The following is a 20,627-nucleotide window of genomic DNA, read 5'->3' on the forward strand; positions in this document are numbered from 1 at the left end:
GTCAGAAGTCGAAGGAAATCATCTTCTTCATCACGAAGATGCCCATGCACATCCAGATGCCGCCGCACAGCAGGATGAAATTGCCGGTCGGGTGGGTGAAGAGCGTCGCGATGTATTCCGGGCTCGTCAGAGACAGGATGCCCATCACCGCGAAGGGCAGCGAGCCGATGATCAATGCTGAAGCCTTGGCCTCCGCGCTCATCGCCTGGATCTTGCCCTTCATCATCTTCCGTCCGCGCAGCACCTTGGACAGATTCCCGAGCGCTTCCGACAAGGCGCCGCCCGATTGCTGCTGGATACCGACGACAATGGCGAAGAAATTCGCTTCCGCCACGGGCATGCGTTCCGGCAGCTTGCCCACCGCCTCCGCCAGCGACATGCCAAGCGCCTGCGTTTCCACGATCCGGCGAAACTCGGTTGCCACCGGATCGCGCGATTCCCTGGCCACCACCTGGATGCATTCGCCGAGCGGCAGGCCGGATTTCGTGCCGCGCACGATCACGTCGACCGCATTTGGCAGTTCGTCCAGGAACGCGTTGAATCGTCTCTTGCGCTTGAAGGATACATACCAGCGCGGCAGTCCGAGAAAGCCCACAAAGCCGAAGCCGGCGATCAGGATCGGCGATTTCGTGGTCAGGAATCCGGCCAGAGTCATCACGAGGCCCACAATGAGGGAGATGATCCAGAAGCCGTTGCGGGACCAGGTCAACCCTGCCTGCCGCAACCGTATTTCCAGGCCGATCCTGTTGGCCTTCTTCTGCTTGCTCTTTTGCCGTTCCTCGAATTCCTTGAGTTGATCCTGGACATTTCTGCGTCGTTTGTCGGCGTCCCTGAGTTTCAGCCGCTCGATCTGATGACCCGGGCTGCTGCTGGCGACCTCGCGCAACCGCTGTTCCCGGCGCTCGTTGCCGCTGATGCTCGGCTGCAGCAGGGCATAGAGGACGCCGCCGATCGACAGGGCGACGAGCAGGGCGACGGCGATGGACGTGACTTCCGGCGTCAGCAGCTCTTGCAGATCAGACATTGCCCGCTCCCGCGGCTTCAGCCGCATCGAGGGCAGCCGCCAAACGGTTCTCCTCGTTGAAGTACCGCGCGCGCTCCCAGAAGAGCGGTCGGCCGATTCCGGTGGAGCGATGGCGGCCGAGGAGCCTTCCGTTCGCATCCTCGCCGAGGATGTCGTAGAGGAAGATATCCTGGGTAATGATGACGTCGCCTTCCATGCCCACCACTTCGGTGATGTGGGTGATGCGGCGCGAACCGTCCCTGAGGCGCTGCGCCTGGACGATCACGTCGATCGAGGAGGTGATCATCTCGCGCAGGGTCTTGGACGGCAGGGTGAAGCCACCCATGGTGATCATCGATTCGAGGCGGGACAGGGCCTCGCGCGGGCTGTTGGCGTGCAGCGTGCCCATGGAGCCGTCATGGCCGGTATTCATCGCCTGCAGGAGGTCGAAGGCTTCCGGCCCGCGCACCTCGCCCACGATGATGCGTTCGGGACGCATGCGCAGGCAGTTCTTGACCAGATCGCGCATGGTGACCTCGCCCTCTCCTTCGAGGTTCGGCGGGCGGGTTTCAAGGCGCACCACATGCGGCTGCTGCAGTTGCAGCTCGGCCGCGTCTTCGCAGGTGATGATGCGCTCGTCGTGATCGATATAGCGCGTCAGACAATTCAGCAGCGTCGTCTTTCCCGAACCCGTGCCGCCCGAGATCAGGACGTTGCATCGCACGCGGCCGATAATCTGCAAGATGGTCGACCCTTCCGGCGACACCGAGCCGAACTGGACGAGCTGGTCGAGCGTCAGCTTGTCCTTTTTGAACTTGCGGATGGTGAGTGCGGGCCCGTCGATGGAGAGGGGCGGCGCGATGACATTGACGCGCGAGCCGTCGGGCAGGCGTGCGTCGCAGATCGGGCTCGATTCATCCACACGCCGGCCGACCTGACTGACGATCCGCTGGCAGATGTTCATCAGCTGCCTGTTGTCACGGAAGTGGATATTGGTCTGATGCACCTTGCCCTGGGTCTCGATATAGACCGTGTCGGCACCATTGACCATGATGTCGGCGATGTCGTCGCGTGCCAGCAGCGGCTCAAGCGGGCCATAACCCAGGACATCGTTACAAATATCCTCCAGCAGATCTTCCTGCTCGGAGATCGACATGACGACGTTCTTCAGGGCGATGATGTCGTTCACGACATCGCGGATTTCCTCGCGCGCATCTTCCGGCCCCAGCCGCGACAGCTGCGACAGGTCGATCGCTTCCACCAACGCGTTGAAGATCGAGGCCTTGGTCTCGAAATAGTCCTTCGACCGGCGTTGCGCCTCCTTCTTGGGCGCGGGCTGGGGTTCGGGCCGCGGTTCCGGCTTGGGCTTGGCGGCGGGTGCGCTTGCCGCAGCCGCAGGTGCCCGCGCGGGCTCGGATCCGGGCACCGCCATATCGGCCTTCGGCGGCGACGCCGGTGCCGGCGTCACCGGAAGCGACGGAATAGAGCCTGAATTTCCGCGTCTACCGAACATGTCTACCAGCTCTCGTTCATCTTGCGCCCTCTCCCGTGAGGATACTCGTCCCGGGCGGGCTATTCGTCAGGCGGCACCCTTGCGCCGCAGCAGTCGAGCCATCAGCGGCTTGAGCGCAATGCCCTTTTGCTTGCGGACTTCGCTGCGCCCGGTAACGACCTGCGAAACCTGGTCGAAGAGCGCGGCGACCTGGTGCTTGCCGTCGAGTTCGCCGATCATCTGGCCGTTGTTCGCGGCCGTGCCGAAAAGTTGCGGATCAAAGGGGATCACCGCCGCCGCCGGCACGTCGAGTGCGGAAGAAAACTCCGCGACCTTGATCTCCGGCCGCTTCGGCACGTTCACGCGATTCAGGACCAGATGCGGCTTCTGATCGTTCGGCCTGAGCTGATGGAGCGTGTCGAAGACATTCTTCGTGTTGCGCAGATTGGCCAGGTCCGGCTCGGCGACGACCACGATCTCGTCGACCGATGACAGGAGATGACGGGTCCAGCTCGACCAGGCATGGGGCAGGTCGATGACCACCGTAGGCGTACTTTTCTTCATTACGTCGATGAGGCCGTCGAAGACCTTTTCATCGTGATCGTAGGCCCGTTCCAGCGAGGCCGGAGCCGCCAGCAGGCTGAGATGGTCCGTACATTTGGCCAGCAGCCGGTCGAGGAAGGTTTCATCGAGCCTTTCGGGCGAGGAAATGGCTTCCAGCACGCCCTGTAGCGGATCCTGATTGAAGTCGAGGCCGGCCGTCCCGAAGGCGAGATCGAAATCCGCAAGCACGACATCGTTACCGAACTGCCGCGCGATCGACCAGGAAACGTTGTGGGCAACCGTGGAGGCGCCACATCCTCCCTTTGCGCCGATGAAGGCAACCGCCCGCCCCACCGGCTCGGCGGAAGGGTCCGTATACAGATCGGCAATGGTTGCGATCACCTGGTACAGATCGGCCGGGGCTACCAGATACTCGCTGACGCCGCGGCTGATCAACTCGCGATAGAGCATGACATCATTGACATGACCTACCACCACCACCTTCGAGCCCGGATCGCAAACTTCGGCCAGCCGCTCCAGTCCCTGTAGCAGGCCTGCCTGGGCAGCCTGGCTTTCCAGGATGATCAGGTTCGGCGTCGGAGCGGATGCGTAAAAATCCGCCGCCGCGCCAAGACCGCCCATGTGGACCTTCATGTGGGCCTTTGCCATGCGGCGATCGCTTCCGGCCTTCTCGATGGCTTCGGCGATTTCCGGCGTTTCGCAGAAGGCCTGGATCGAGATGCGCGGCACCTGCCGCAGGTTGGCTGCATCCCCGGCGCCATGGCTCTCGGCGGCTTGCTTCTCCTCCGTGCCTGCCGGCGTGTCAGGCGTGGGGTCGAATGCCAGACTGCTCATCTCTCAAGCCCTCGCTACGTCAATTTCCAACCGCTTCCGAGACGCGCGCACCCGTTCCCTCCTTGTAGTCGGAGGCGGTGCGCTCTCCCTTGCGGTATTTCTCGAAGACGGTGTTGCGACGCTCCCGGTCGCCGGGAACGGCCGCGCGCGGATAGATCAGATCCGTCGGGTCGTCCACGATCGCCGCCAGGTTCTGCTGGGTCGCGCAACCGAAATTGTAATAATCGGTATTGGCGAAATCGCTGGCGATGTTTTCGGGCCAGAAGCCGCACGGATTCGTTTCCGCCTTGGTCGTCGGGTAGGCGAGCCGTATAGGCGCGGAAACCGCCTGATCCTCGACTGTGTAGGATCGGGTGACGATCCGCGCCTTGGCTACTCCGCCCCGCGTCAGTGCAGAGCGGATCTGCGGCATCAGCGCATGCACCGCCGCCTCGTTCGCCGAGCCGGAGGGGGCGATGATTTCCACCATGCCCGTTCCACGGCGTTTCGCGTCGTGACCGAAGCTTGAAATCGCCGCCGCCATCTGCGGCGACAGGCGACGCAGACCGGTCCCGATCGGCAGGTCGAGCGTCTCGTTGGCCTCGGTAAGGATGATCGGATGGCGGTAGCGAAAGTCGTTGGCGGCCAGCGAAGACGTCGTCTCCGTGTTCTGGCAGCCGGCGATCGTAACGCTTGCGAGCAAGAGAAGGCTCAGACTGGCAATCTTGCGGCTTCCGCCCATGAGCGCATGGCTAGGCATTGTCGCTTTCCTCACTCGTAGATGAAGCCGATCTGGCCGTGATAGGAGCCCGTCGCCGGCTCACCCGACACGCGGTAGATCTTGTTGAGCCGGTTCAGGAAAATGGTGCTGCCGTCTGTCGCCGGGGCGAAGTTGTCCTCCGGCCGAGCCAGTTTGGTGCGCGCCACTGGCCTGGCAAGATAAGGGGTGACGAAGACCACAAGCTCGGTCTGCTGGCGCAGGAAATCGCGGCTCTTGAAGAGCGCGCCCAGGATTGGCACCTGCATCAGGCCCGGCACGCCGTTGAGGTCCTGCTTGTAGCTCTCCCTCAGGAGGCCGGCCAGGACAAGCGTGCCGCCCGACGGCATCTCCACCGTCGATTCCGCCCGGCGTACCTTCAATCCCGGGATCGAGATGTCGCGCAGGTCAACGGCGCCTTCCTGCGTGATTTCGCTCACTTCGGTCTTCACATGCAGGCTGATATTGCCGCCCGACTGCACGATCGGCGTGAAATCGAGGCCGACACCGAATTTCTTGAATTCCACGGTCAGCGTGTTGTTGTCCTGTGCAACGGGGATCGGAAATTCGCCGCCCGCCAGGAAGCTGGCATTCTCGCCGGAAATCGCCGTGAGCGTCGGCTCAGCCAGCGTCCTGATGACGCCGTCGCGCTGCAACGCCTCGATTTCCGCACCGATCGTTGTCGCACCCGCACTGAAGCCGCCGAGTAAGGAAGACTGTCCAACGACGTTCGAATTGACCGTGAAGGGCGGGCTGTTGTTGAAATCGACCAGATAGTTGCCGAAGCCTATCGTGCCGGCGAGATTAACACCCAGCTGCTTGATGGTGCTGCGCTCGACCTCCGCCACGGTGACCTTCAGATAGACCTGCTCCTTGCCGGCCACCGCGATGGTATTCAGGACCGCTTTTTCCTTGTCCTCGTTCTTGGAAAACCGGACCGCGACGTCGGCGGCGCGCTGCGCATCGGCGGGCGTCGCGGCGGTGCCAGACAACACGATGCTGCCGTTGATCGCCTCGGCGGTGATATTGGAGTCCGGGACTATCCGGCGCAGGATCGCGTTCAGGTCTGATGTGTCCTGTTCCACCAGCAGGTCGAAACTCGCGACTTGCGCGCCGCCGACACCGAAGAGGAAGAGGCTCGCCTGCCCGGTCTTGTTGCCAAGGACGAAGACGCGCCTGGTATCTCGTACGACCGCGTCGGCGACTTCAGGGTTGGAGACGAGAACGTCCGTGACCTCTTCGCCCAGATTGATGACGACCGAACGCCCCAGTCCGACCCTCAGAAGCCGGCCGGCAACGCGGTCGCCGGCGGCCACGTTCACCGTTTTCGGATAGGAACTGGACGCGGCAGCCGGTTCGCTGACCAAGAAACCGCAGAATAGGGCGAAGGCCGCCAAACCTGTGCCGATCAGTCTCTTGCAGTCCATCTCACGTCTCCTTACCGCAACTTTCCGCTACGGCCGTTTCGTCTTATCGACGCGTCGACACCTGGCTGGTAAAGCCGTATTTCACAAAGTTCACGCCGCCGCCGACCAGTTGATCGTCGGCGTCATCGGCCGAATCCTGAGCGCTTCGCAAGGCGAGCGAGATGGTGCCGATCTGCTGCGCCTGCGTGATCAGTTCTGACTGGTCCGGTGTAAGCTCAAGGGTTGCCGACTGGGTTGGCGGCAAGGCCTTTTCGTCCTTCTCGCCGGCCGTGGTCGTGTCGATCGCCAGCACCCGCACATTGGTCAGGAGGGTGTCGCTCGTATAGGTGTTGCCATTGCGGGCACCCGTCGACTTGGTCAGGATCAGGTCGACCTTGTCGCCCGGAAGGATGAAGCCGCCGGCAGTCGTTACCGCCTCGACGGGGACTGCCACCGCCCGGCGCCCCTTCGGCAGGATCGCCGCCATGAAGCCGCGATCGGTGGCGATCAGCCTTTCCTCACGCACAGGCTCGCCGGAATAGACCGGCGCCTTGGCGATGCGCCCCGCCATTTCCTCCAGCGCCCCCGGCCGATCGGATCTGCGGATGACGCCGTGCGGCGTGGAATCCTTTGGCCAAACCGCCCAGGAGAGATCCGATGACGAAAGCTGGCTGCCAAGCTTGATGTCCTGGGTGGCGACGAGGACTTCGTCGAGTTCGGGAGCCGAGGCCTCCGCCGTGACCTGCGGCACCGGCGCTTCGGATCCGCTCGTCACGAGGCGTGCGGCAAGCAGGCCTGCTCCAAGGGCAATTCCGAGTATGGCAATCCGTGCAATCTTCATCTCACTCATCCACACCATGAAGGCACGCACCGGAAGCGGCGCTTGTTCGGGCGGCGGACGGGCGCGAATTGCGCCACCGATCACCCTTCAGCCTAATGTGGATGAAAAATGGTCAAGACATGGTTAATAACAGATGATCAAAGTTACTTAACGGCCCTTAATACTTGCAACATATAAGGAATCTGCAAACCTTCATTAACGACCTATTAATTCCAGGTTGCAAAATCAACACCAAAAGCATATCTCTTGATTGGTAGAGTTGTATATCGAATACTCGCTTCGATTGCATTTTGCGCACCGACAAAACGCTTCGAAAACTGAACTTTTCTTAAATTTGCGAGGATTTCGTATATGCTGGTCATTTCGTCCGGCCCGCGGCGCAATACGCACGATTGTCGATGACACTCGTCAACGTCTGCGTTGTTTGACCGGCCCGGGAGGAAATTACCCGAGCGCTGAGAACCAGATCGTCTTGGGAAAGACCTGGACCGCCGCCGCCGCGATGGCAACACCGTAGGGCACCCCGCTTTTCGGATTGTGCAGACGCATCAGCCATTCCTGCTTCTGGGCGAAAACCGGGATCAGGGCGTATTTGCGGAACAGGATGATGGCGAGCGTCAGCAGACCGCCATAAATCGCCACCAGTTGCACGAATTCAAGCGTCGGCAGCGACAGACCGAACCAGAGCGAGATGGCCGTCGCCAGCTTGACGTCGCCGCCTCCCATCCATCCTGCCGCGAAACAGGCGAAAAGAACGCAAAAAACCGCGAGCCCCGCGAGAAGGCTGTAGCCGAATTCCGCAAGAGAAAGTCCTGCGACCGGCGCCAGGCCGAAAAAGGCGGCCACGAGAGCGAGCGAAATCCTGTTGGGGATCGTCATGGTGAGAACGTCGCTGACCGCCGCATAGATCACAAGGCAGGGAAAGATTGCCACGAGTACGGCAGACAGCATGTTTCGTCCTCCACTCAACACCCCGAAATGCCAGCGGACGGCAAGATGCCGTCCGCTGCGATAGCCATGCCGATCGGTCGGCGAAAGCGTATATTACGGCGTGGTCAGACCGGTCTTGATCTTGCCGAGCACGGTGTTCAGCTCCCCGCCGACGCCGCTGGCAGCACCAACGATAACGATGGAAATCAGGGCGGCGATCAGGCCGTATTCGATGGCGGTCGCGCCGGATTCATCCTTGGCGAAACGAGCAAAAAGATTCTTCATGGGACAGCTCCTAGCTCCACGTGTTTTGACAGCACCAGCTCGTCGACCTTGTTTTGACTGGTGGCCGATCGAAGCTGAGGAGGACTTTACGGGGCGCACCTTGCCACAAAGTTAATTTGATCAAATAACAGACCCCAAAATTACCTAACAAAGAAAGTGGTTAATCATTCGTATAAATAATGATGCGGGTTTTATCTACAAAAATAACTTACATTTATTTTGCCCTTTTCTAATGACATGAATAATAAAGATTTTGCGTCTCCCAATATTAACAACACCACTCTCCCGAACAGATTTACCTACCTAACGGAACTTTCCTTGTCCGATGCGTTACAGAACTGTGCGTTAGGGGTTCCTTCACCAAGTTCGCGTCAATATGGGCCACTTCATGAGCCGGAGGCAGTGATGCACGAATTACCGAGACGGAATTTGGTCCAGGCGGCCTTTGCGGTCCTGGCTTTCGCCTGCGCCCTTCCGGCTGCGGCCGAGGACGGCGGAGTGGTGGTGATGACCGACCGCGCGAAAGTCTTCCGTATCGACAAGCCCGCCGATACGGTCATCGTCGGCAACCCGGCGATCGCCGACGTGACGATGCATGACCGCAACACGGTGGTCGTGACCGGCAAGGTCTTCGGAACCACGAACCTCGTCATTCTCGACAGAAACGCCGAGCCGATCATCGACGAGGTCATCATCGTGCGCCCGAGCGACACCGGCCTGGTCACCGTTCAGCGCAATGTCGCCCGCTTCAGCTACTCCTGCAGCCCGGTCTGCGAGCCCACCCTGCGGGTCGGCGACCAGAAGGACACGTTCGAGCTGACGACGCAACAGGTTGAAAGCCGCAACAAGATGGCGGAGGCGCAGGCGGGCGTCGCCAACTGAGCCCCCGCGCAGGCCTGTCTCGTATGTAGCGCGTAGAGAGGAAAGGCTTTGTCCATGAGCCCCATTCCGCCCCCCGGCGAAGAGAAGCAGCAAAGCCGCCTGGTCCGGCTGCTCTCCAGATTCCGTGCGGACAGGCGCGGCGTGACGATGATCGAATTCGCCTTCGTCGGCGGCCCCTTCCTGCTCCTTCTCTTCTCAATCCTGGAAGTTGGCATATCCTTCTTCGTCAATCAGGTGATCGACAACGCGATGCTCACCACCGCCCGGCTCATCCGCACGGGCCAGGCGCAGCTGCAGGGCTTCGACGCGGCGAAATTCAAGACGGAGATCCTGAAAAACGCCGCCGGCTTTCCGCTGAGCAACGAGCGGCTTTACGTCGATGTCGAGAAGCTGAACAATTTCGCCGCCTTCACGCCGAAGCCGCTGATCGACGAGAACGGCAACGTCAAGGACGATTTCGGCTACGATGATGGCGAGGCGGGCGACATCATCATCGTGCGGGTGCTCTATCGCTGGCCGATGGTCACCAACTGGCTGAGGCTCAACTATGCCGACCTCGCCTCCGGCGACCGGCTGCTGACCTCCGTCGCCATTTTCCGCAACGAACCGTTCCCATGGAAAAGCAAGGGAAGCTGAAGATGATGCGCGGCCTCCTTTTCCGTTCCGCGTCCGGCAGACGCGGCCGGCCTTCCCTCCTCCAAGCCTTCGGCAAGGATCGACGCGGCATCGCGGCGGTCGAATTCGCCCTCGTCCTGCCGATTCTGGTCGTGCTTTTCATCGGCACGGTGGAAATAAGCGCGGCGCTGACTGTCGACCGCAAGCTCAGCCAGGCGGCCAGCGCCGTTGCCGACCTCGTGGCCCAGGAAAGCAACATCACGCAGGCCGAACTCAACGACGTGATGGACATCGCCCGCTCCACCTTCGATCCCTATCCGTCCAACGAAGTCCATCTGGTCGTCGCCGGCGTTCTCATGGAAGATGACTACAAGCCGCGCGTTCAGTGGAGCGAAGGCCTGAATGCGGCAAAATGGGCGAAGGGCGCAGCCCCTCCCATCGTCATCCCCAACGAGCTGACGAAGTCGAAGGACACATTCCTGGTGGTAACCCACGCCACCTACACTTACCGGCCGACCTTCGTAAATCTGTTCAAGGACATCTTCAGCACCAGCCAGATCGAGCTGGAAGATCAATACTATCTAAGGCCGCGCATCAGCGCCCAGGTTGCCTGCTGCTCATAGGCGAAAGCGCTCCAGGCGCACGATCTTGAGCATATCCCGCCAGATCCAGTCTGGATCTGGCGGGATATGCTCGGCTCCATTTTTGCCGCCACCCGGCACGCCTTCCTTCCGTCAGACCGGAAACTGACAAAGATCAAGGGTAGGATGCCCGCAATCTGCGAAAAGGGCAGATAGCGGTCCCGGTCTTGTCCGAGGAGGCGGAAAATGGCACGCAACAGGCTTTACGACGAGATTTCGGTCGGTGACAGCGCATCGACGTCGCGCATCCTGACCGCGAACGATCTCTATGTCTTCGCCCATGCCTCGGGAAACGTGAACCCGATGCATATTCCCGGCATCGACTGGACGGGAGACGGCAAGAAGGACGATCCGGTCGCGCCGTCCATGTGGGTCGGCGCCCTGATATCGGCGGTGCTGGGCAATGTCCTTCCCGGTCCCGGCACGGTCTACCGGTCCCAGACCTTCCGTTTCCTCGACCGCGTGCATCTCGGCAACCGGCTGACGGTCACGGTCACCGTGACCGCCAAGAAGCCGGAGCGGATCCTCGAACTCGAAACGAAGGTGACGCGCGAGGATGGCACGGTGATTGCCGACGGCATGGCGGTTGTCACCGCCCCCGATCATCCGATCACCTTCGACACCCGCCACCTGCCGGGCATTCTGGTCGAAAGCCACCAGCATTTCGACCGTCTCACCGAATGCGCCTCGGCGCTTGACCCGCTGCCGACCGCGGTCGTCGCGCCGGACGATCCGAATTCGCTCGGCGGCGCGGTGCTCGCTGCCAGGCAGGGCCTGATCACGCCGGTGCTGATCGGCGCCCGCGCCCGTATCGAAGGCGTCGCCGACAAGGCCGGCATCGACCTTTCGCCCTACGAGATCATCGATATCGACCTGCCCGCCGAGGCCGCCGCGCGGGCCGTCGCCCTCGTCCATGAAGGGCGCGTGCGCGCCGTCATGAAGGGGCATCTGCACACCGACGACCTGCTCCACCACGTGGTCAAGCGCGATGGCGGCCTGCGTACCGGCCGGCGCATCAGCCATTGCTTCGTCATGGACGTCCCGGGCCGCCCGACGCCGGTGATCATTTCCGATGCCGCGATCAACATCACCCCGGACCTGACCACCAAGGTCGACATCGTCCAGAACGCCATCGATGTCGGTCATGCGCTCGGCATCGAAACGCCGAAAGTCGGCATCCTGTCGGCGCTGGAGACGGTCAATCCGGCCATACCTTCCACGATCGACGCAGCCGTCCTGTCGAAAATGGCCGAGCGCGGCCAGATCAAGGGCGGTATCGTCGACGGGCCGCTGGCCATGGACAACGCCATCGACGTTCAGGCGGCGCTCACCAAGGGCATCACCTCGCTGGTTGCCGGCCATGCCGAAATCCTGATCGTGCCCAATCTCGAGGCCGGCAACATGCTCGCCAAGGAGTTGACCTTCGTCGCCCATGCGGAGGCCGCGGGCCTCGTCGTCGGCGCCAAGGTGCCGATCATGCTGACGAGCCGGGCCGACGACGACCGCGCGCGGCTGTGCTCCTGCGCGCTCGCCCTGCTCTACGAATACTGGCAGCGCACCGGCTCGGCCTATCCCTGCCCGCCGCTGGAGGGCAATGGCGGGGAGGCCGGCTGATGGCGACCGCAAAACCCGCCGTGCTGGTGATCAATTCCGGCTCCTCTTCCATCAAGTTCAAGGTCTATCTCGGCGAGGAACCGTTGCTCGGCGGCCAGGTCGAAGGGCTCGGCACCACACCGCGGCTTGCCGCGCGTTCCGCGAATGGAGAAGCGCTCGCAGAACGCGCCCTGTCGCCGGGCGAAGGCGGCAGCCATGAGGCCGCGCTCGGCGTCGTCATCGGCTTCCTCTCGCAGCGCTACGGCGATCTCGACATCGCCGCCGTCGGCCACCGTGTCGTTCATGGCGGCATCGACTATGCCGAGCCGATCCTGGTGACGGAGACCGTGCTGGCCGCTCTTTCGAAACTCTGTTCCCTGGCGCCGCTGCACCAGCCGCACAATCTCGCCGGCATCCGCGCCGCCATCGCCGCCTTTCCCGGCAAGCCGCAGGTCGCCTGCTTCGACACCGCCTTCCATCGCCACCATCCCTGGGTCAACGACACCTTCGCCCTGCCGCGCGCCTTTTTCGAGGAAGGCGTGCGACGCTACGGCTTTCACGGTCTCTCCTACGAATTCATCACCGGCCGCTTGAAGGAGGTGGCACCCGAGATCGCGGAAGGACGGGTCGTCGTCGCCCATCTCGGCAACGGCGCTTCGATGTGCGCCATTCGCGACGGCCGGAGCGTTGGCTCGACCATGGGCTTTTCCGCCCTCGACGGCCTGCCTATGGGCACGCGCTGCGGCCAGCTCGATCCGGGCGTCATTTTGTATCTGCTGCAGGAAAAGGGAATGAACGGCGACGAGATCGCCGATCTGCTTTATCACGAATCCGGTCTCAAGGGCCTGTCCAGCCTCACCAGCGATATGCGCGCCCTGGAAGCTTCCGACGACCCCGCTGCGAAACAGGCCATCGATTATTTCGTCTTCCGCATCCGGCGGGAGCTTGGCGCCATGGCCGCCATCCTGGGCGGCATCGACGGGCTCGTCTTCACCGGTGGCATCGGCGAGAACTCCGCCCTCATCCGCTCGCTCGTCTGCCGGGATCTCGGCTGGATCGGCATCGATGTCGACGAGGCAGCGAATAAATCAGGCGCCACCTGCATCTCGGGCAGGGATGCGGCCACGCAGGTCCTCGTTCTCAAGACTGACGAAGAGCGCATGATTGCCCGTCATACCCTTCATCTGATTAGCTCCTGATCCGGTCGGGGCAACGGGAATATTGCACATTCAGGGCAGGCAGCCAGTCAGCCGCACGGCATGGTCCTCTCTCCCTGAAGGGAGAGGGTCGGGGTGAGGGTCGAATAAGAGGGGTTGGCGCAGAATGCATGCCCTGACCCGCGCTCACTCTTTCGGCGTCGTCACTTCCCTGAGGCGGCCGCTGCCCGTCAGCGGCGTGGCTGCATTCTCAAGCGGTTCCAGCAGCGGCGCGAAATCCTCTGCCCTGGCCTGCACGAAGCCCGTCTCGACGCCGGTTTCGTCCGCCTGCCGCCAGGACATCAAAAACTCGGCCAGCCGCTCGCGAACGATCGGCGGCAGGTTCTTGCGTATGGCGTGCGGCGGATTGGGAATGGCCCGCGAAGCCCAGATCACCTTCAGCGAACGCGGCTCCATGATGCCGCGCGCCACCATGTCCCGCAGCGTGCCGCGGCTGAACCCCGCCGCCTCGTCGCCCTCAAGGCTCGACCAGCCGAGCGACGCGTCCGCCGCCCCGGTCATCACCAGTTCGGCCGCGCGGATCGGCCCGTCCGCCTGGACAATGGAGGAAAAGAACGTGCCGGGTTCCAGTCCCTCCCGGCGCATCGCCGCCAACGGCACCCGGTAGCTTGCGACCGAGAACGGCGGCGGCGCGGCAAGTTTCGCGCCCTCGAGATCCGCCAGTTCCCCGAAGTCGCTTCCCGTCCGCACCAGGATCACCGCGTGATAGGCCGGCGTGCCGTCCACCGCGAGCTGCACGCCGAGCGGTTCGATGCAGCGGCAGCGCTGCCAGGCATCGGCGAAGGCGGAGGCCGAAAGCGGCGCATAATGCACCTCGCCGTTGACGATTGCCTGCTGCAGCCGCGCAAGCGAGCCATAAGCGACAAGGTTTGCCGGAACGCCGAGCGCCTGCTCCAGCCCCGCGCGGAACGCCTCGTAGCGCAGGAAGCCGCGACGGTCGGGATCGTCGACGGCCTTCACCACCACGCCGATGCGAAGGGTGGGCAGCACCGCATATATTTCCGGGTCGAGCGGCACCGACCACGTCACCGGGCCTTGCGTATCCCATGGCGCGTCGTAATCGTCGGGCAGCGGCTGGTCGTATTCGTAGACCTCCGGCTCCGCTCCCTCCTCGTCGGCAATGTCCTGCGCCAGGACGGGCAGGGCGAACATGGTCGCGACACCGATCGCACCGCAAAGCATCGCAAGCGGCCGAAAGCGGCATCCAGGCTTCCCGTTCTGTGCTATTTCCGCCATCGGCATCGGTCGAATCGTATCGGAGAGCGACAATGGCAGTATCGGACAACGATAACGGCATTTCCATGCCCGACAGTGTCGTCTTCGACATCGGCAACGTCCTGCTCGAATGGGACCGCCGGCTGCTGTACCGCCAGATCTTCGCCAGCGAGGAAGAGGTGGAGCGCTTCCTGGCCGAGGTCTGCCCGATGGACTGGCACCTGGAATTCGACCGCGGCAGGAGCTTTGCCGACGGCATTGCCGAGCGCATCGCCCTTTTTCCGCACTACGAGGCCGAGCTTCTCGCCTATGACAGCCGCTGGAACGACACGATCCCGGGCGCCATCGAGGGGACCGTCGCCATTCTCGGCGAGTTGAAGGCCGCCGGCGTCCCGCTCTATGCGATCACCAACTTCAACCGCGACAAGTTCGATGACGCGATGGAGCGTTTTCCGTTCCTCGCCACGTCCTTCATCGACACTGTCGTTTCGGGCGACGAGCGGCTGATCAAGCCCGACCCGCGCATCTACCAGATCCTGTTTGCGCGCAACGACCTGCATCCGGGCCGCACGGTCTTCATCGACGACACGATGAAGAATGTCGAGGCGGCACGCGGCGTCGGCATGCACGCCCTGCATTTCAGCAGCCCGGACAGGCTGCGGCGCGACCTCGTGGATTTCGGATTTCCGCTGAAGTAGCGATCAGGCCTTGCCGTCGAAGGCTGAAAGCACGTTGACGCAGTTGACGCCGAGCGCGTCGACCGCATAGCCGCCCTCCATCACGAAGACGGTCGGCAGGCCAAAGCCCGCCAGTTCCTCGCCGAGCCGCAGGAAATCCTCGCTCGTCAGGCGGAACTTGGAGATCGGGTCGCGCTCGAAGGCGTCCAGCCCCAGCGACACCACCAGCGTGTCGGGCGCGAAGCGCGAAATCCGGTCGGCCGCCGCCTTCAGCGCCGTCGACCAGCCCGCCCAGTCGGTGCCGAGCGGCAGCGGGAAATTGACGTTGAAGCCTTCGCCCGCCCCTTCGCCGGTCTCGTCGGCATGGCCGAGGAAATAGGGATATTCTTCCAGCGGATCGGCATGCAGCGACAGGAAAAGGACGTCGCTGCGGTCGTAGAAGATCGCCTGCGTGCCGTTGCCGTGGTGATAGTCGACATCGAGCACGGCCACCTTTTCCGCTCCCGCGTCCCGCAGCCACTGCGCGGCGATCGCCGCGTTGTTGAGGAAGCAGTAGCCGCCGTAGAAGCCGCCATGCGCGTGGTGGCCCGGCGGGCGGCAGAGCGCGAAGGCCGCCCGCTCGCCGCCGGCGACGAGCTTGGCCGCGGTCAGCGCCGCATCCGCGCTGGCGCGGGCGGCGAACCAGGTCTCTTCGCCCAGCGGCGTGCCGGCGTCGAAGGAATAGCGGCCGAGCAGGCCGTCGATATGGTCGGGCACCGGGCTGGTGCGCAGTTCCCTGACCGGCCAGACGAAGGGAAAGGCCTCGCCGCTGCGCCCGGCATTTGTCCAGCGCTCCCAGAAGCTTTCAAGGAAGGTCAGGTAGTCGGCGGCATGCACCCGCGCCAGCGGATCGAGGCCGAATTCCTCCGGCGGCAGGATCTCGCCGAGCCCGGTTTCCAGAATGCGGCTGCGCACGATTTCCGCGCGCGAGGGAATTTCCACCGCCGGCTTCAGCATGCCGTCGGAAATCTCGTGTTTGGGATCGTGCGCCAGCTGGACGGGGGAAAAGATCGTCTTCATGGGAGGCCACCGGGGGATTTTCAGGTCGAAACGCGGGCGAAGCGCCGCTTGACTGCCCCCAGCTTATGACGGTGCCGGCTCCGTTGCACAAGCTTCCCCTGTTGAACGAGCATCCCCTATTGCACCAGTTTCATGGTGCCGTTGCGGATATCCACCTTGGAAAGCTTCGACAGGGCCGACATGCCGACAAGCGTAATGCCGAGCGCGCCTTCCGGCAACACCAGCGCCCTGACATTGGTCAGCCGGATCGTCCCGAGCCGGAATTCGCGGAGATCGACGGGCGCCGCTCTGGCCACGCCGTTTGCGGTACGGACGGAGGCGGTGAATTCGTCAGCGCGCGGGATCACGCCGGCCGACCGCGCCACGCTCATCGGCAGGGCGATTGTCGAAGCGCCCGTATCGATCAGCGCGTCGATCGCCCGGCCGTTCACCCAGGCCTTGGTGTAATAGTGCCCGTCGGATTTCGCCTGCAGCACCAGTATGCGCCCGCCGGAGGACGCAGCCGCCTTCGCCTCGACCGCCGCCGCCTGCTGCTCGGCCTGGAATCGCTCCATGACGTCCGGCACGACCAGTGCCGTCACGATCACCACGCCAAGAAGAGAAAGATACCGAAACATCGCTTTCCGCCGGCAAGACCTGTCGAGACAACCAAGTCTGCCCGGACAGGCTTACCGTGGCGTGAAACCTCGGCAGAAACAGGCAAAAGGCTTAACGAAACCTTGTCAAAGCTCCAGCCGTACGGCGTCCAGCCTGTCGGCTAGTGGTTCGATTCCGACATTTGCCTCCCTTGGCGGCATTCGCCCAAGCAAATGTCGGAATCAAATGAACCACTAGTAAATATATGATTCTAGTGGAGCTTTTGAATTTGACATTTGAGCGCCAGCCTCGCTGCAACCGGAACCCAAATGTCAAATTCGCTCCACTAGCGCCGCGATCGCGGCCTTGTCGGGCGAGCTTGTCTGCGCGCCCGTCGCCTGGCAGGCCAGCGCACCCGCCGCCGTCCCTTCCTTCAGGGCACGCTCCGTATCCGCGCCGCGGTCGAGCGCCGCCGCCAGCGCGCCGACGAAGGCATCGCCCGCGCCGGTCGTGTCCACTACGTCGATCTTCGGCGCCTTGACGCGCCACAGGATGTCGCCCTCGCGCGCCACCAGCCCGTCGCCGCCAAGCGTGATCACCGTCAGCCTGTCGGGGGATGACAGCACGCCCAGCAGGTCTTCCGGTGAGGCAGATGCGTCCGCCTTGCCCCGCTCGGCGGCAAGTTCCGCCGCCTCCTGCCGGTTGGCGACCAGAATGTCCACGTCGTCGACCAGCCGCGCCAGCCCGCCGCCAGCCGAAGGCGCCGCGTTCAGCAGCACCCGCGCCCGGTTGCGTCGCGCCATGGCGATGGCCTTCTCGATCGGCTCCAGCGCCAGTTCCCGCTGCAGCACGAGCAGATCGTGCTCGCGCACCTCGCCTTGCAGCCAGTCGGCGACCACCCGCGCGTTCACCCCGCTTGCGCACATGATCAGGTTCTCGCCGGCCGCATCCACGCCGATCATCGCGATACCCGTGGAGCCCGGCAGGTGCCGCACGTGGGACAGGTCCACCCCCGCCTTCTCCAGGTTCGCCAGCGCCGGCGCCGCATGGGCGTCATTGCCGACGGCGCCGATCATCCGCACGCGCCCGCCGGCACGCGCTGCGGCCAGCGCCTGGTTCGCGCCCTTACCGCCGGCAAAGGTCTGATGGTCCGGCCCCACCACCGTCTCGCCCGGTTGCGGCAGGCGCGGCAGAGCGACAACCAGATCGAGGTTGATCGAACCGAAGACGATGATCACGCCAGATCCCCTTTTTTGCCTTTCAGACCCAGCCGCCGTCCACGATATAGGTCTGGTTGGTGCAGGCCGAGGCCTCGTCGGAGGCGAAGAACACCACCACGCGCGCCACGTCGTTGGGATAGAGCTTGCGCTTCAGGCACTGGTGCTCGATCAGGTTTTCCTCGCCCTTCTCGTCGAGCCACAGGTCGATCTGGCGGTCGGTCAGGATCCAGCCCGGCGCAATGCAGTTGACGCGGATATTGTCGGGGCCGAGATCGCGGGCAAGCGAGCGGGTCAGTCCCACGATCGCCGATTTCGAGGCCGTATACGCCGCCATCCCGCCCTGGCCGATCATCCAGGAGATCGAGCCCATGTTGATGATCGAGCCGTTCTTCGCCGCCTGCATGTCCGGGATCACCGCCTTGGCGACGAAGAACTGGTGCTTCAGGTTCACCGAGATCCGCTGGTCCCAGTAGTCCGGCGTCATGTCCTGCCACGAGTGGCGCTCGTCATGGGCGGCGTTGTTCACCAGCACCGTGATCGGGCCGATCCGCCCGCGCAGGCGGGCGATCGCGGCTTCCGTCGCCGCGATATCGGTCAGGTCCGCCCTCTCGAAATGGACCTCGTGCCCGTTGCCGGCCAGTTCCGCGGCAAGCCTGCGCGACGGCTCCTCGGCGATATCGATGAACCCCACCCGCGCGCCTTGCCCCGCGAAGTGGCGAACGATCGCCTCGCCGATGCCGCTGCCGCCTCCCGTCACCAGCACCGGCCGGTCCTTCAGGCTTGGATAGCTTGCTCCGTACTGCATGGGCTACTCCCTCGCATGGATTTATTTTGCTATCCAAATTATATCGAACGGCGGCGCGCCGCAAAGCCTATTTCGTACCGTACATGCGGTCGCCCGCATCTCCCAGTCCCGGCATGATATAGCCATGGTCGTTCAGACGCTCGTCGATCGCCGCCGTGAACACCGGCACGTCCGGATGCGCCTTGTTGAACTTCTCGATGCCTTCGGGCGCGGCGAGCAGGCAGAGGAAGCGGATGTTGGTCGCTCCCCGCTCCTTGATCTTCTGCACGGCGGCAATCGCCGAATTCGCGGTCGCCAGCATCGGATCGACGACGACCACCATGCGCTCTGCCAGGTCTTCCGGCGCCTTGAAGTAATATTCGACCGGCTGCAGCGTCTCGGGATCGCGGTAAAGGCCGATATGGGCGACGCGGGCCGCCGGAACCAGCTCCAGCATGCCCTCCAGCAAACCGTTGCCGGCACGCAGCACCGAGGCGAAGACCAGCTTCTTGCCCTCGATGATCGGCGCATCCATCGGCTGCAGCGGCGTCTCGATCGGTACGGTGGTGATCGGCAGGTCGCGCGTCACCTCATAGGTCAGAAGTACCGAGATTTCCCGCAACAGCCGGCGAAAGCCCTGCGTGGAGGTTTCCTTCATGCGCATGTGCGTGAGCTTGTGTTGCACGAGCGGATGGTCGATGACGGTCGCGCCTGCCATTGTCTGCCCCTGTTTTCCGTTGTTTCCCCTTCATGCCGCGATCGGCGGCGAATTGGTAGCCCGTTTCGCCATCTGCCGCGCGCCTTTTCCCGCGCCTTCGCGCGCCACCTGTGCGTAATGGGGATTTGGCGGAGCATGTTGCCGCAGAAGGCGGTTACGAACGCTCCACACGCTCTTTTGTCATTCCCGCGAAGGCGGGAAGCCAGTAACCACTTGGTTTTATGGCAAAATCACCGTCGCCAATGCGGACTGGATGCCCGCCTGCGCGGACATGACAGCGTATGCGGCAACTGCTCTCGCCGACACGCCACCCCGGACCATCCACCCCCTCACTCCGGCGGGCGCACCTCGGTCACGGCGAGCTTCTTCAGCAGCCGATCTTTCGTCTGCCTGTCGCAGAAGGCCGCCTCGATCGCCGTGCGGGTGATCTGGCGCTGCACTTCGCCGTCCCAGCCGAATGTCGCCGAACAGGAGCGGTATTCGTTGCCGAGCGTGGTGCGGAAGAAGGGCGGATCGTCGGAATTCAGTGTGATGCGGCAACCGGCGCGCCTCAGCAGGTTGACCGGGTGGAAGCGCAGGTTCGTGTAGAGGCCCAACGCAACGTTGGAACCGGGGCAGACCTCCAGCACGATCCCTTCCTTGGCGATCCGCTCAACCAGCCCCTTGTCCTCGATCGCCCGGACCCCGTGCCCGATCCGCCGGACCCGGAGAAAATCGAGCGCGGCGACGATGCTCTCCGGTCCGCCGAACTCCCCGGCATGGGCGGTCAGTCCCAGGCCGCCCTCCGCGGCAAGGCGGAAGGCGCGCGCGAAATTCGCCGGATGGCCGGAACGCTCGTCGCCGGCAAGGCCGAAGCCCGTCACCAGCGGGTGGCCGTGGGAAATCACTTGCTCCGCGACCCGCTCCACCGCGCCCGAGCCGAAATGGCGCACGCCGATGGCGATCATCCGCCCTTCGATCCCCGTCTGGGTTTTCGCCCGTTCGATCCCCTCGGCAAGGCCCGCGACATAGTCGGCATAGGAGAGACCGGCCGCCGCCGCATGATCGGGCGAGATGGTGATCTCCGCATAGATCGCCCCTTCCGCCGCCAGCATGCGAAAATAGGTTTCGCTCAGCGCCATATAGTCTTCCGGCGTGCGGAACACCTGCGAGGCCCGGTCGTAGCAGGACAGGAACGAGGAGAAATCCGTCCAGGCATAGTGCCCCTTGCTGTCGAAGAGGCCCGCGCTGTCGATCCCGTATTTCGCCGCAAGCCGCTTCACGAGGTCCGGCATCGCCGCACCTTCGATATGCACATGCAGTTCTGCCTTCGGAATGACGTCGCTCTTCATGCCATCCA

21 protein-coding genes are annotated in these 20,627 nt (G+C 63.3%); 6 read left to right on the forward strand and 15 right to left on the reverse strand.

From position 1 onward, the window contains the following. Window position 1 precedes the first annotated feature (1 nt). The 8 genes from H2509_RS03725 to H2509_RS03760 form a co-directional block, all read right to left on the reverse strand. Complete coding sequence (locus tag H2509_RS03725) at window positions 2-1,024, reverse strand: type II secretion system F family protein (protein ID WP_182162424.1); 1,023 nt, start codon at window positions 1,022-1,024, stop codon at window positions 2-4. Further along, window positions 1,017-2,516, reverse strand: coding sequence for a CpaF family protein (locus tag H2509_RS03730; protein WP_182162426.1), 1,500 nt, complete (start codon window positions 2,514-2,516; stop codon window positions 1,017-1,019). Before H2509_RS03730 ends, H2509_RS03725 begins: the two co-directional genes overlap by 8 nt. 66 nt (window positions 2,517-2,582) lie before the next feature. Next, the gene (locus H2509_RS03735; protein WP_182162428.1) at window positions 2,583-3,893 is read right to left on the reverse strand and encodes an AAA family ATPase; all 1,311 of its coding nucleotides are present in this window, start codon (window positions 3,891-3,893) and stop codon (window positions 2,583-2,585) included. A 19-nt stretch (window positions 3,894-3,912) separates the two neighbouring features. Further along, a complete protein-coding gene (locus tag H2509_RS03740) occupies window positions 3,913-4,632 on the reverse strand; it encodes a CpaD family pilus assembly protein (RefSeq protein WP_209001777.1) in 720 nt (239 codons plus the stop codon). A gap of 11 nt (window positions 4,633-4,643) precedes the next feature. Continuing rightward, a complete protein-coding gene (locus H2509_RS03745; protein ID WP_182162430.1) occupies window positions 4,644-6,056 on the reverse strand; it encodes a type II and III secretion system protein family protein in 1,413 nt (470 codons plus the stop codon). A gap of 43 nt (window positions 6,057-6,099) precedes the next feature. Further along, window positions 6,100-6,876 (reverse strand): Flp pilus assembly protein CpaB, encoded by a 777-nt coding sequence (gene cpaB, locus H2509_RS03750; RefSeq protein WP_182162432.1) that lies wholly within the window; start codon window positions 6,874-6,876, stop codon window positions 6,100-6,102. 444 nt (window positions 6,877-7,320) lie between these two features. Next, entirely contained in the window at window positions 7,321-7,827 is a 507-nt protein-coding gene (locus tag H2509_RS03755; RefSeq protein ID WP_182162434.1) for an A24 family peptidase, read from the reverse strand. A 93-nt stretch (window positions 7,828-7,920) separates the two neighbouring features. After that, the gene (locus tag H2509_RS03760) at window positions 7,921-8,091 is read right to left on the reverse strand and encodes a Flp family type IVb pilin (protein ID WP_182162436.1); all 171 of its coding nucleotides are present in this window, start codon (window positions 8,089-8,091) and stop codon (window positions 7,921-7,923) included. A 405-nt stretch (window positions 8,092-8,496) separates the two neighbouring features. Between H2509_RS03760 and H2509_RS03765 the strand changes: the two genes are divergently transcribed. From H2509_RS03765 to H2509_RS03785, 5 genes are all read left to right on the forward strand, one after another. Further along, entirely contained in the window at window positions 8,497-8,973 is a 477-nt protein-coding gene (locus H2509_RS03765) for a pilus assembly protein N-terminal domain-containing protein (RefSeq protein ID WP_182162438.1), read from the forward strand. Window positions 8,974-9,027: 54 nt separating this feature from the next. Next, entirely contained in the window at window positions 9,028-9,609 is a 582-nt protein-coding gene (locus H2509_RS03770; RefSeq protein WP_182162440.1) for a TadE/TadG family type IV pilus assembly protein, read from the forward strand. Continuing rightward, a complete protein-coding gene (locus tag H2509_RS03775; protein ID WP_182162442.1) occupies window positions 9,588-10,211 on the forward strand; it encodes a TadE/TadG family type IV pilus assembly protein in 624 nt (207 codons plus the stop codon). The genes H2509_RS03770 and H2509_RS03775 overlap by 22 nt, the downstream gene beginning before the upstream one ends. Window positions 10,212-10,415: 204 nt before the next feature. Next, complete coding sequence (locus H2509_RS03780; RefSeq protein WP_182162443.1) at window positions 10,416-11,843, forward strand: bifunctional enoyl-CoA hydratase/phosphate acetyltransferase; 1,428 nt, start codon at window positions 10,416-10,418, stop codon at window positions 11,841-11,843. Beyond that, complete coding sequence (locus H2509_RS03785; RefSeq protein WP_182162445.1) at window positions 11,843-13,021, forward strand: acetate/propionate family kinase; 1,179 nt, start codon at window positions 11,843-11,845, stop codon at window positions 13,019-13,021. The genes H2509_RS03780 and H2509_RS03785 overlap by 1 nt, the downstream gene beginning before the upstream one ends. 144 nt (window positions 13,022-13,165) lie before the next feature. On the opposite strand, the gene H2509_RS03790 is transcribed toward H2509_RS03785, so the two are convergent. Beyond that, a complete protein-coding gene (locus tag H2509_RS03790; protein ID WP_182162447.1) occupies window positions 13,166-14,191 on the reverse strand; it encodes a phosphate/phosphite/phosphonate ABC transporter substrate-binding protein in 1,026 nt (341 codons plus the stop codon). A 116-nt stretch (window positions 14,192-14,307) separates the two neighbouring features. Here H2509_RS03790 and H2509_RS03795 point away from each other — a divergent pair, with 116 nt between their 5' ends. Then, a complete protein-coding gene (locus tag H2509_RS03795; RefSeq protein ID WP_182162449.1) occupies window positions 14,308-14,952 on the forward strand; it encodes an HAD family hydrolase in 645 nt (214 codons plus the stop codon). A 3-nt stretch (window positions 14,953-14,955) separates the two neighbouring features. On the opposite strand, the gene H2509_RS03800 is transcribed toward H2509_RS03795, so the two are convergent. The 6 genes from H2509_RS03800 to H2509_RS03825 all read right to left on the reverse strand — a co-directional run bounded on the left by H2509_RS03800 (window position 14,956) and on the right by H2509_RS03825 (window position 20,619). Further along, a complete protein-coding gene (locus tag H2509_RS03800; RefSeq protein ID WP_182162451.1) occupies window positions 14,956-15,990 on the reverse strand; it encodes a histone deacetylase family protein in 1,035 nt (344 codons plus the stop codon). A 116-nt stretch (window positions 15,991-16,106) separates the two neighbouring features. Then, window positions 16,107-16,607 (reverse strand): retropepsin-like aspartic protease family protein, encoded by a 501-nt coding sequence (locus H2509_RS03805; RefSeq protein ID WP_182162453.1) that lies wholly within the window; start codon window positions 16,605-16,607, stop codon window positions 16,107-16,109. Between the two features lie 291 nt (window positions 16,608-16,898). Continuing rightward, window positions 16,899-17,804 carry a ribokinase gene (locus H2509_RS03810; protein ID WP_182162455.1) on the reverse strand — a complete coding sequence of 302 codons (906 nt, stop codon included), beginning with the start codon at window positions 17,802-17,804 and terminating at the stop codon, window positions 16,899-16,901. A 22-nt stretch (window positions 17,805-17,826) separates the two neighbouring features. Further along, on the reverse strand, window positions 17,827-18,591 hold the full coding sequence (locus tag H2509_RS03815; RefSeq protein WP_182162457.1) for an SDR family NAD(P)-dependent oxidoreductase: 765 nt from the start codon (window positions 18,589-18,591) through the stop codon (window positions 17,827-17,829). A gap of 67 nt (window positions 18,592-18,658) precedes the next feature. Continuing rightward, entirely contained in the window at window positions 18,659-19,288 is a 630-nt protein-coding gene (gene upp, locus H2509_RS03820) for a uracil phosphoribosyltransferase (protein ID WP_182162459.1), read from the reverse strand. Between the two features lie 329 nt (window positions 19,289-19,617). Next, entirely contained in the window at window positions 19,618-20,619 is a 1,002-nt protein-coding gene (locus tag H2509_RS03825; RefSeq protein ID WP_182162461.1) for an adenosine deaminase, read from the reverse strand. Window positions 20,620-20,627: the final 8 nt, after the last annotated feature.

The sequence above is a fragment of the Stappia albiluteola genome (genome assembly GCF_014050225.1).
Classification (GTDB): domain Bacteria; phylum Pseudomonadota; class Alphaproteobacteria; order Rhizobiales; family Stappiaceae; genus Hongsoonwoonella; species Hongsoonwoonella albiluteola.

Bases quoted from the DNA above. Each gene is read 5' to 3' on its own strand.
- H2509_RS03770 (WP_182162440.1), top strand. From the start codon at position 9,028: ATGAGCCCCATTCCGCCCCCCGGCGAAGAGAAGCAGCAAAGCCGCCTG.
- cpaB (WP_182162432.1), bottom strand. From the start codon at position 6,876: ATGAAGATTGCACGGATTGCCATACTCGGAATTGCCCTTGGAGCAGGC.
- H2509_RS03765 (WP_182162438.1), top strand. From the start codon at position 8,497: ATGCACGAATTACCGAGACGGAATTTGGTCCAGGCGGCCTTTGCGGTC.
- H2509_RS03795 (WP_182162449.1), top strand. From the start codon at position 14,308: ATGGCAGTATCGGACAACGATAACGGCATTTCCATGCCCGACAGTGTC.
- H2509_RS03745 (WP_182162430.1), bottom strand. From the start codon at position 6,056: ATGGACTGCAAGAGACTGATCGGCACAGGTTTGGCGGCCTTCGCCCTA.
- H2509_RS03740 (WP_209001777.1), bottom strand. From the start codon at position 4,632: ATGCCTAGCCATGCGCTCATGGGCGGAAGCCGCAAGATTGCCAGTCTG.
- H2509_RS03790 (WP_182162447.1), bottom strand. From the start codon at position 14,191: ATGTTCGCCCTGCCCGTCCTGGCGCAGGACATTGCCGACGAGGAGGGA.
- H2509_RS03805 (WP_182162453.1), bottom strand. From the start codon at position 16,607: ATGTTTCGGTATCTTTCTCTTCTTGGCGTGGTGATCGTGACGGCACTG.
- H2509_RS03760 (WP_182162436.1), bottom strand. From the start codon at position 8,091: ATGAAGAATCTTTTTGCTCGTTTCGCCAAGGATGAATCCGGCGCGACC.
- H2509_RS03825 (WP_182162461.1), bottom strand. From the start codon at position 20,619: ATGAAGAGCGACGTCATTCCGAAGGCAGAACTGCATGTGCATATCGAA.
- upp (WP_182162459.1), bottom strand. From the start codon at position 19,288: ATGGCAGGCGCGACCGTCATCGACCATCCGCTCGTGCAACACAAGCTC.
- H2509_RS03730 (WP_182162426.1), bottom strand. From the start codon at position 2,516: ATGTTCGGTAGACGCGGAAATTCAGGCTCTATTCCGTCGCTTCCGGTG.
- H2509_RS03815 (WP_182162457.1), bottom strand. From the start codon at position 18,591: ATGCAGTACGGAGCAAGCTATCCAAGCCTGAAGGACCGGCCGGTGCTG.
- H2509_RS03800 (WP_182162451.1), bottom strand. From the start codon at position 15,990: ATGAAGACGATCTTTTCCCCCGTCCAGCTGGCGCACGATCCCAAACAC.
- H2509_RS03735 (WP_182162428.1), bottom strand. From the start codon at position 3,893: ATGAGCAGTCTGGCATTCGACCCCACGCCTGACACGCCGGCAGGCACG.
- H2509_RS03775 (WP_182162442.1), top strand. From the start codon at position 9,588: ATGGAAAAGCAAGGGAAGCTGAAGATGATGCGCGGCCTCCTTTTCCGT.
- H2509_RS03755 (WP_182162434.1), bottom strand. From the start codon at position 7,827: ATGCTGTCTGCCGTACTCGTGGCAATCTTTCCCTGCCTTGTGATCTAT.
- H2509_RS03725 (WP_182162424.1), bottom strand. From the start codon at position 1,024: ATGTCTGATCTGCAAGAGCTGCTGACGCCGGAAGTCACGTCCATCGCC.
- H2509_RS03785 (WP_182162445.1), top strand. From the start codon at position 11,843: ATGGCGACCGCAAAACCCGCCGTGCTGGTGATCAATTCCGGCTCCTCT.
- H2509_RS03780 (WP_182162443.1), top strand. From the start codon at position 10,416: ATGGCACGCAACAGGCTTTACGACGAGATTTCGGTCGGTGACAGCGCA.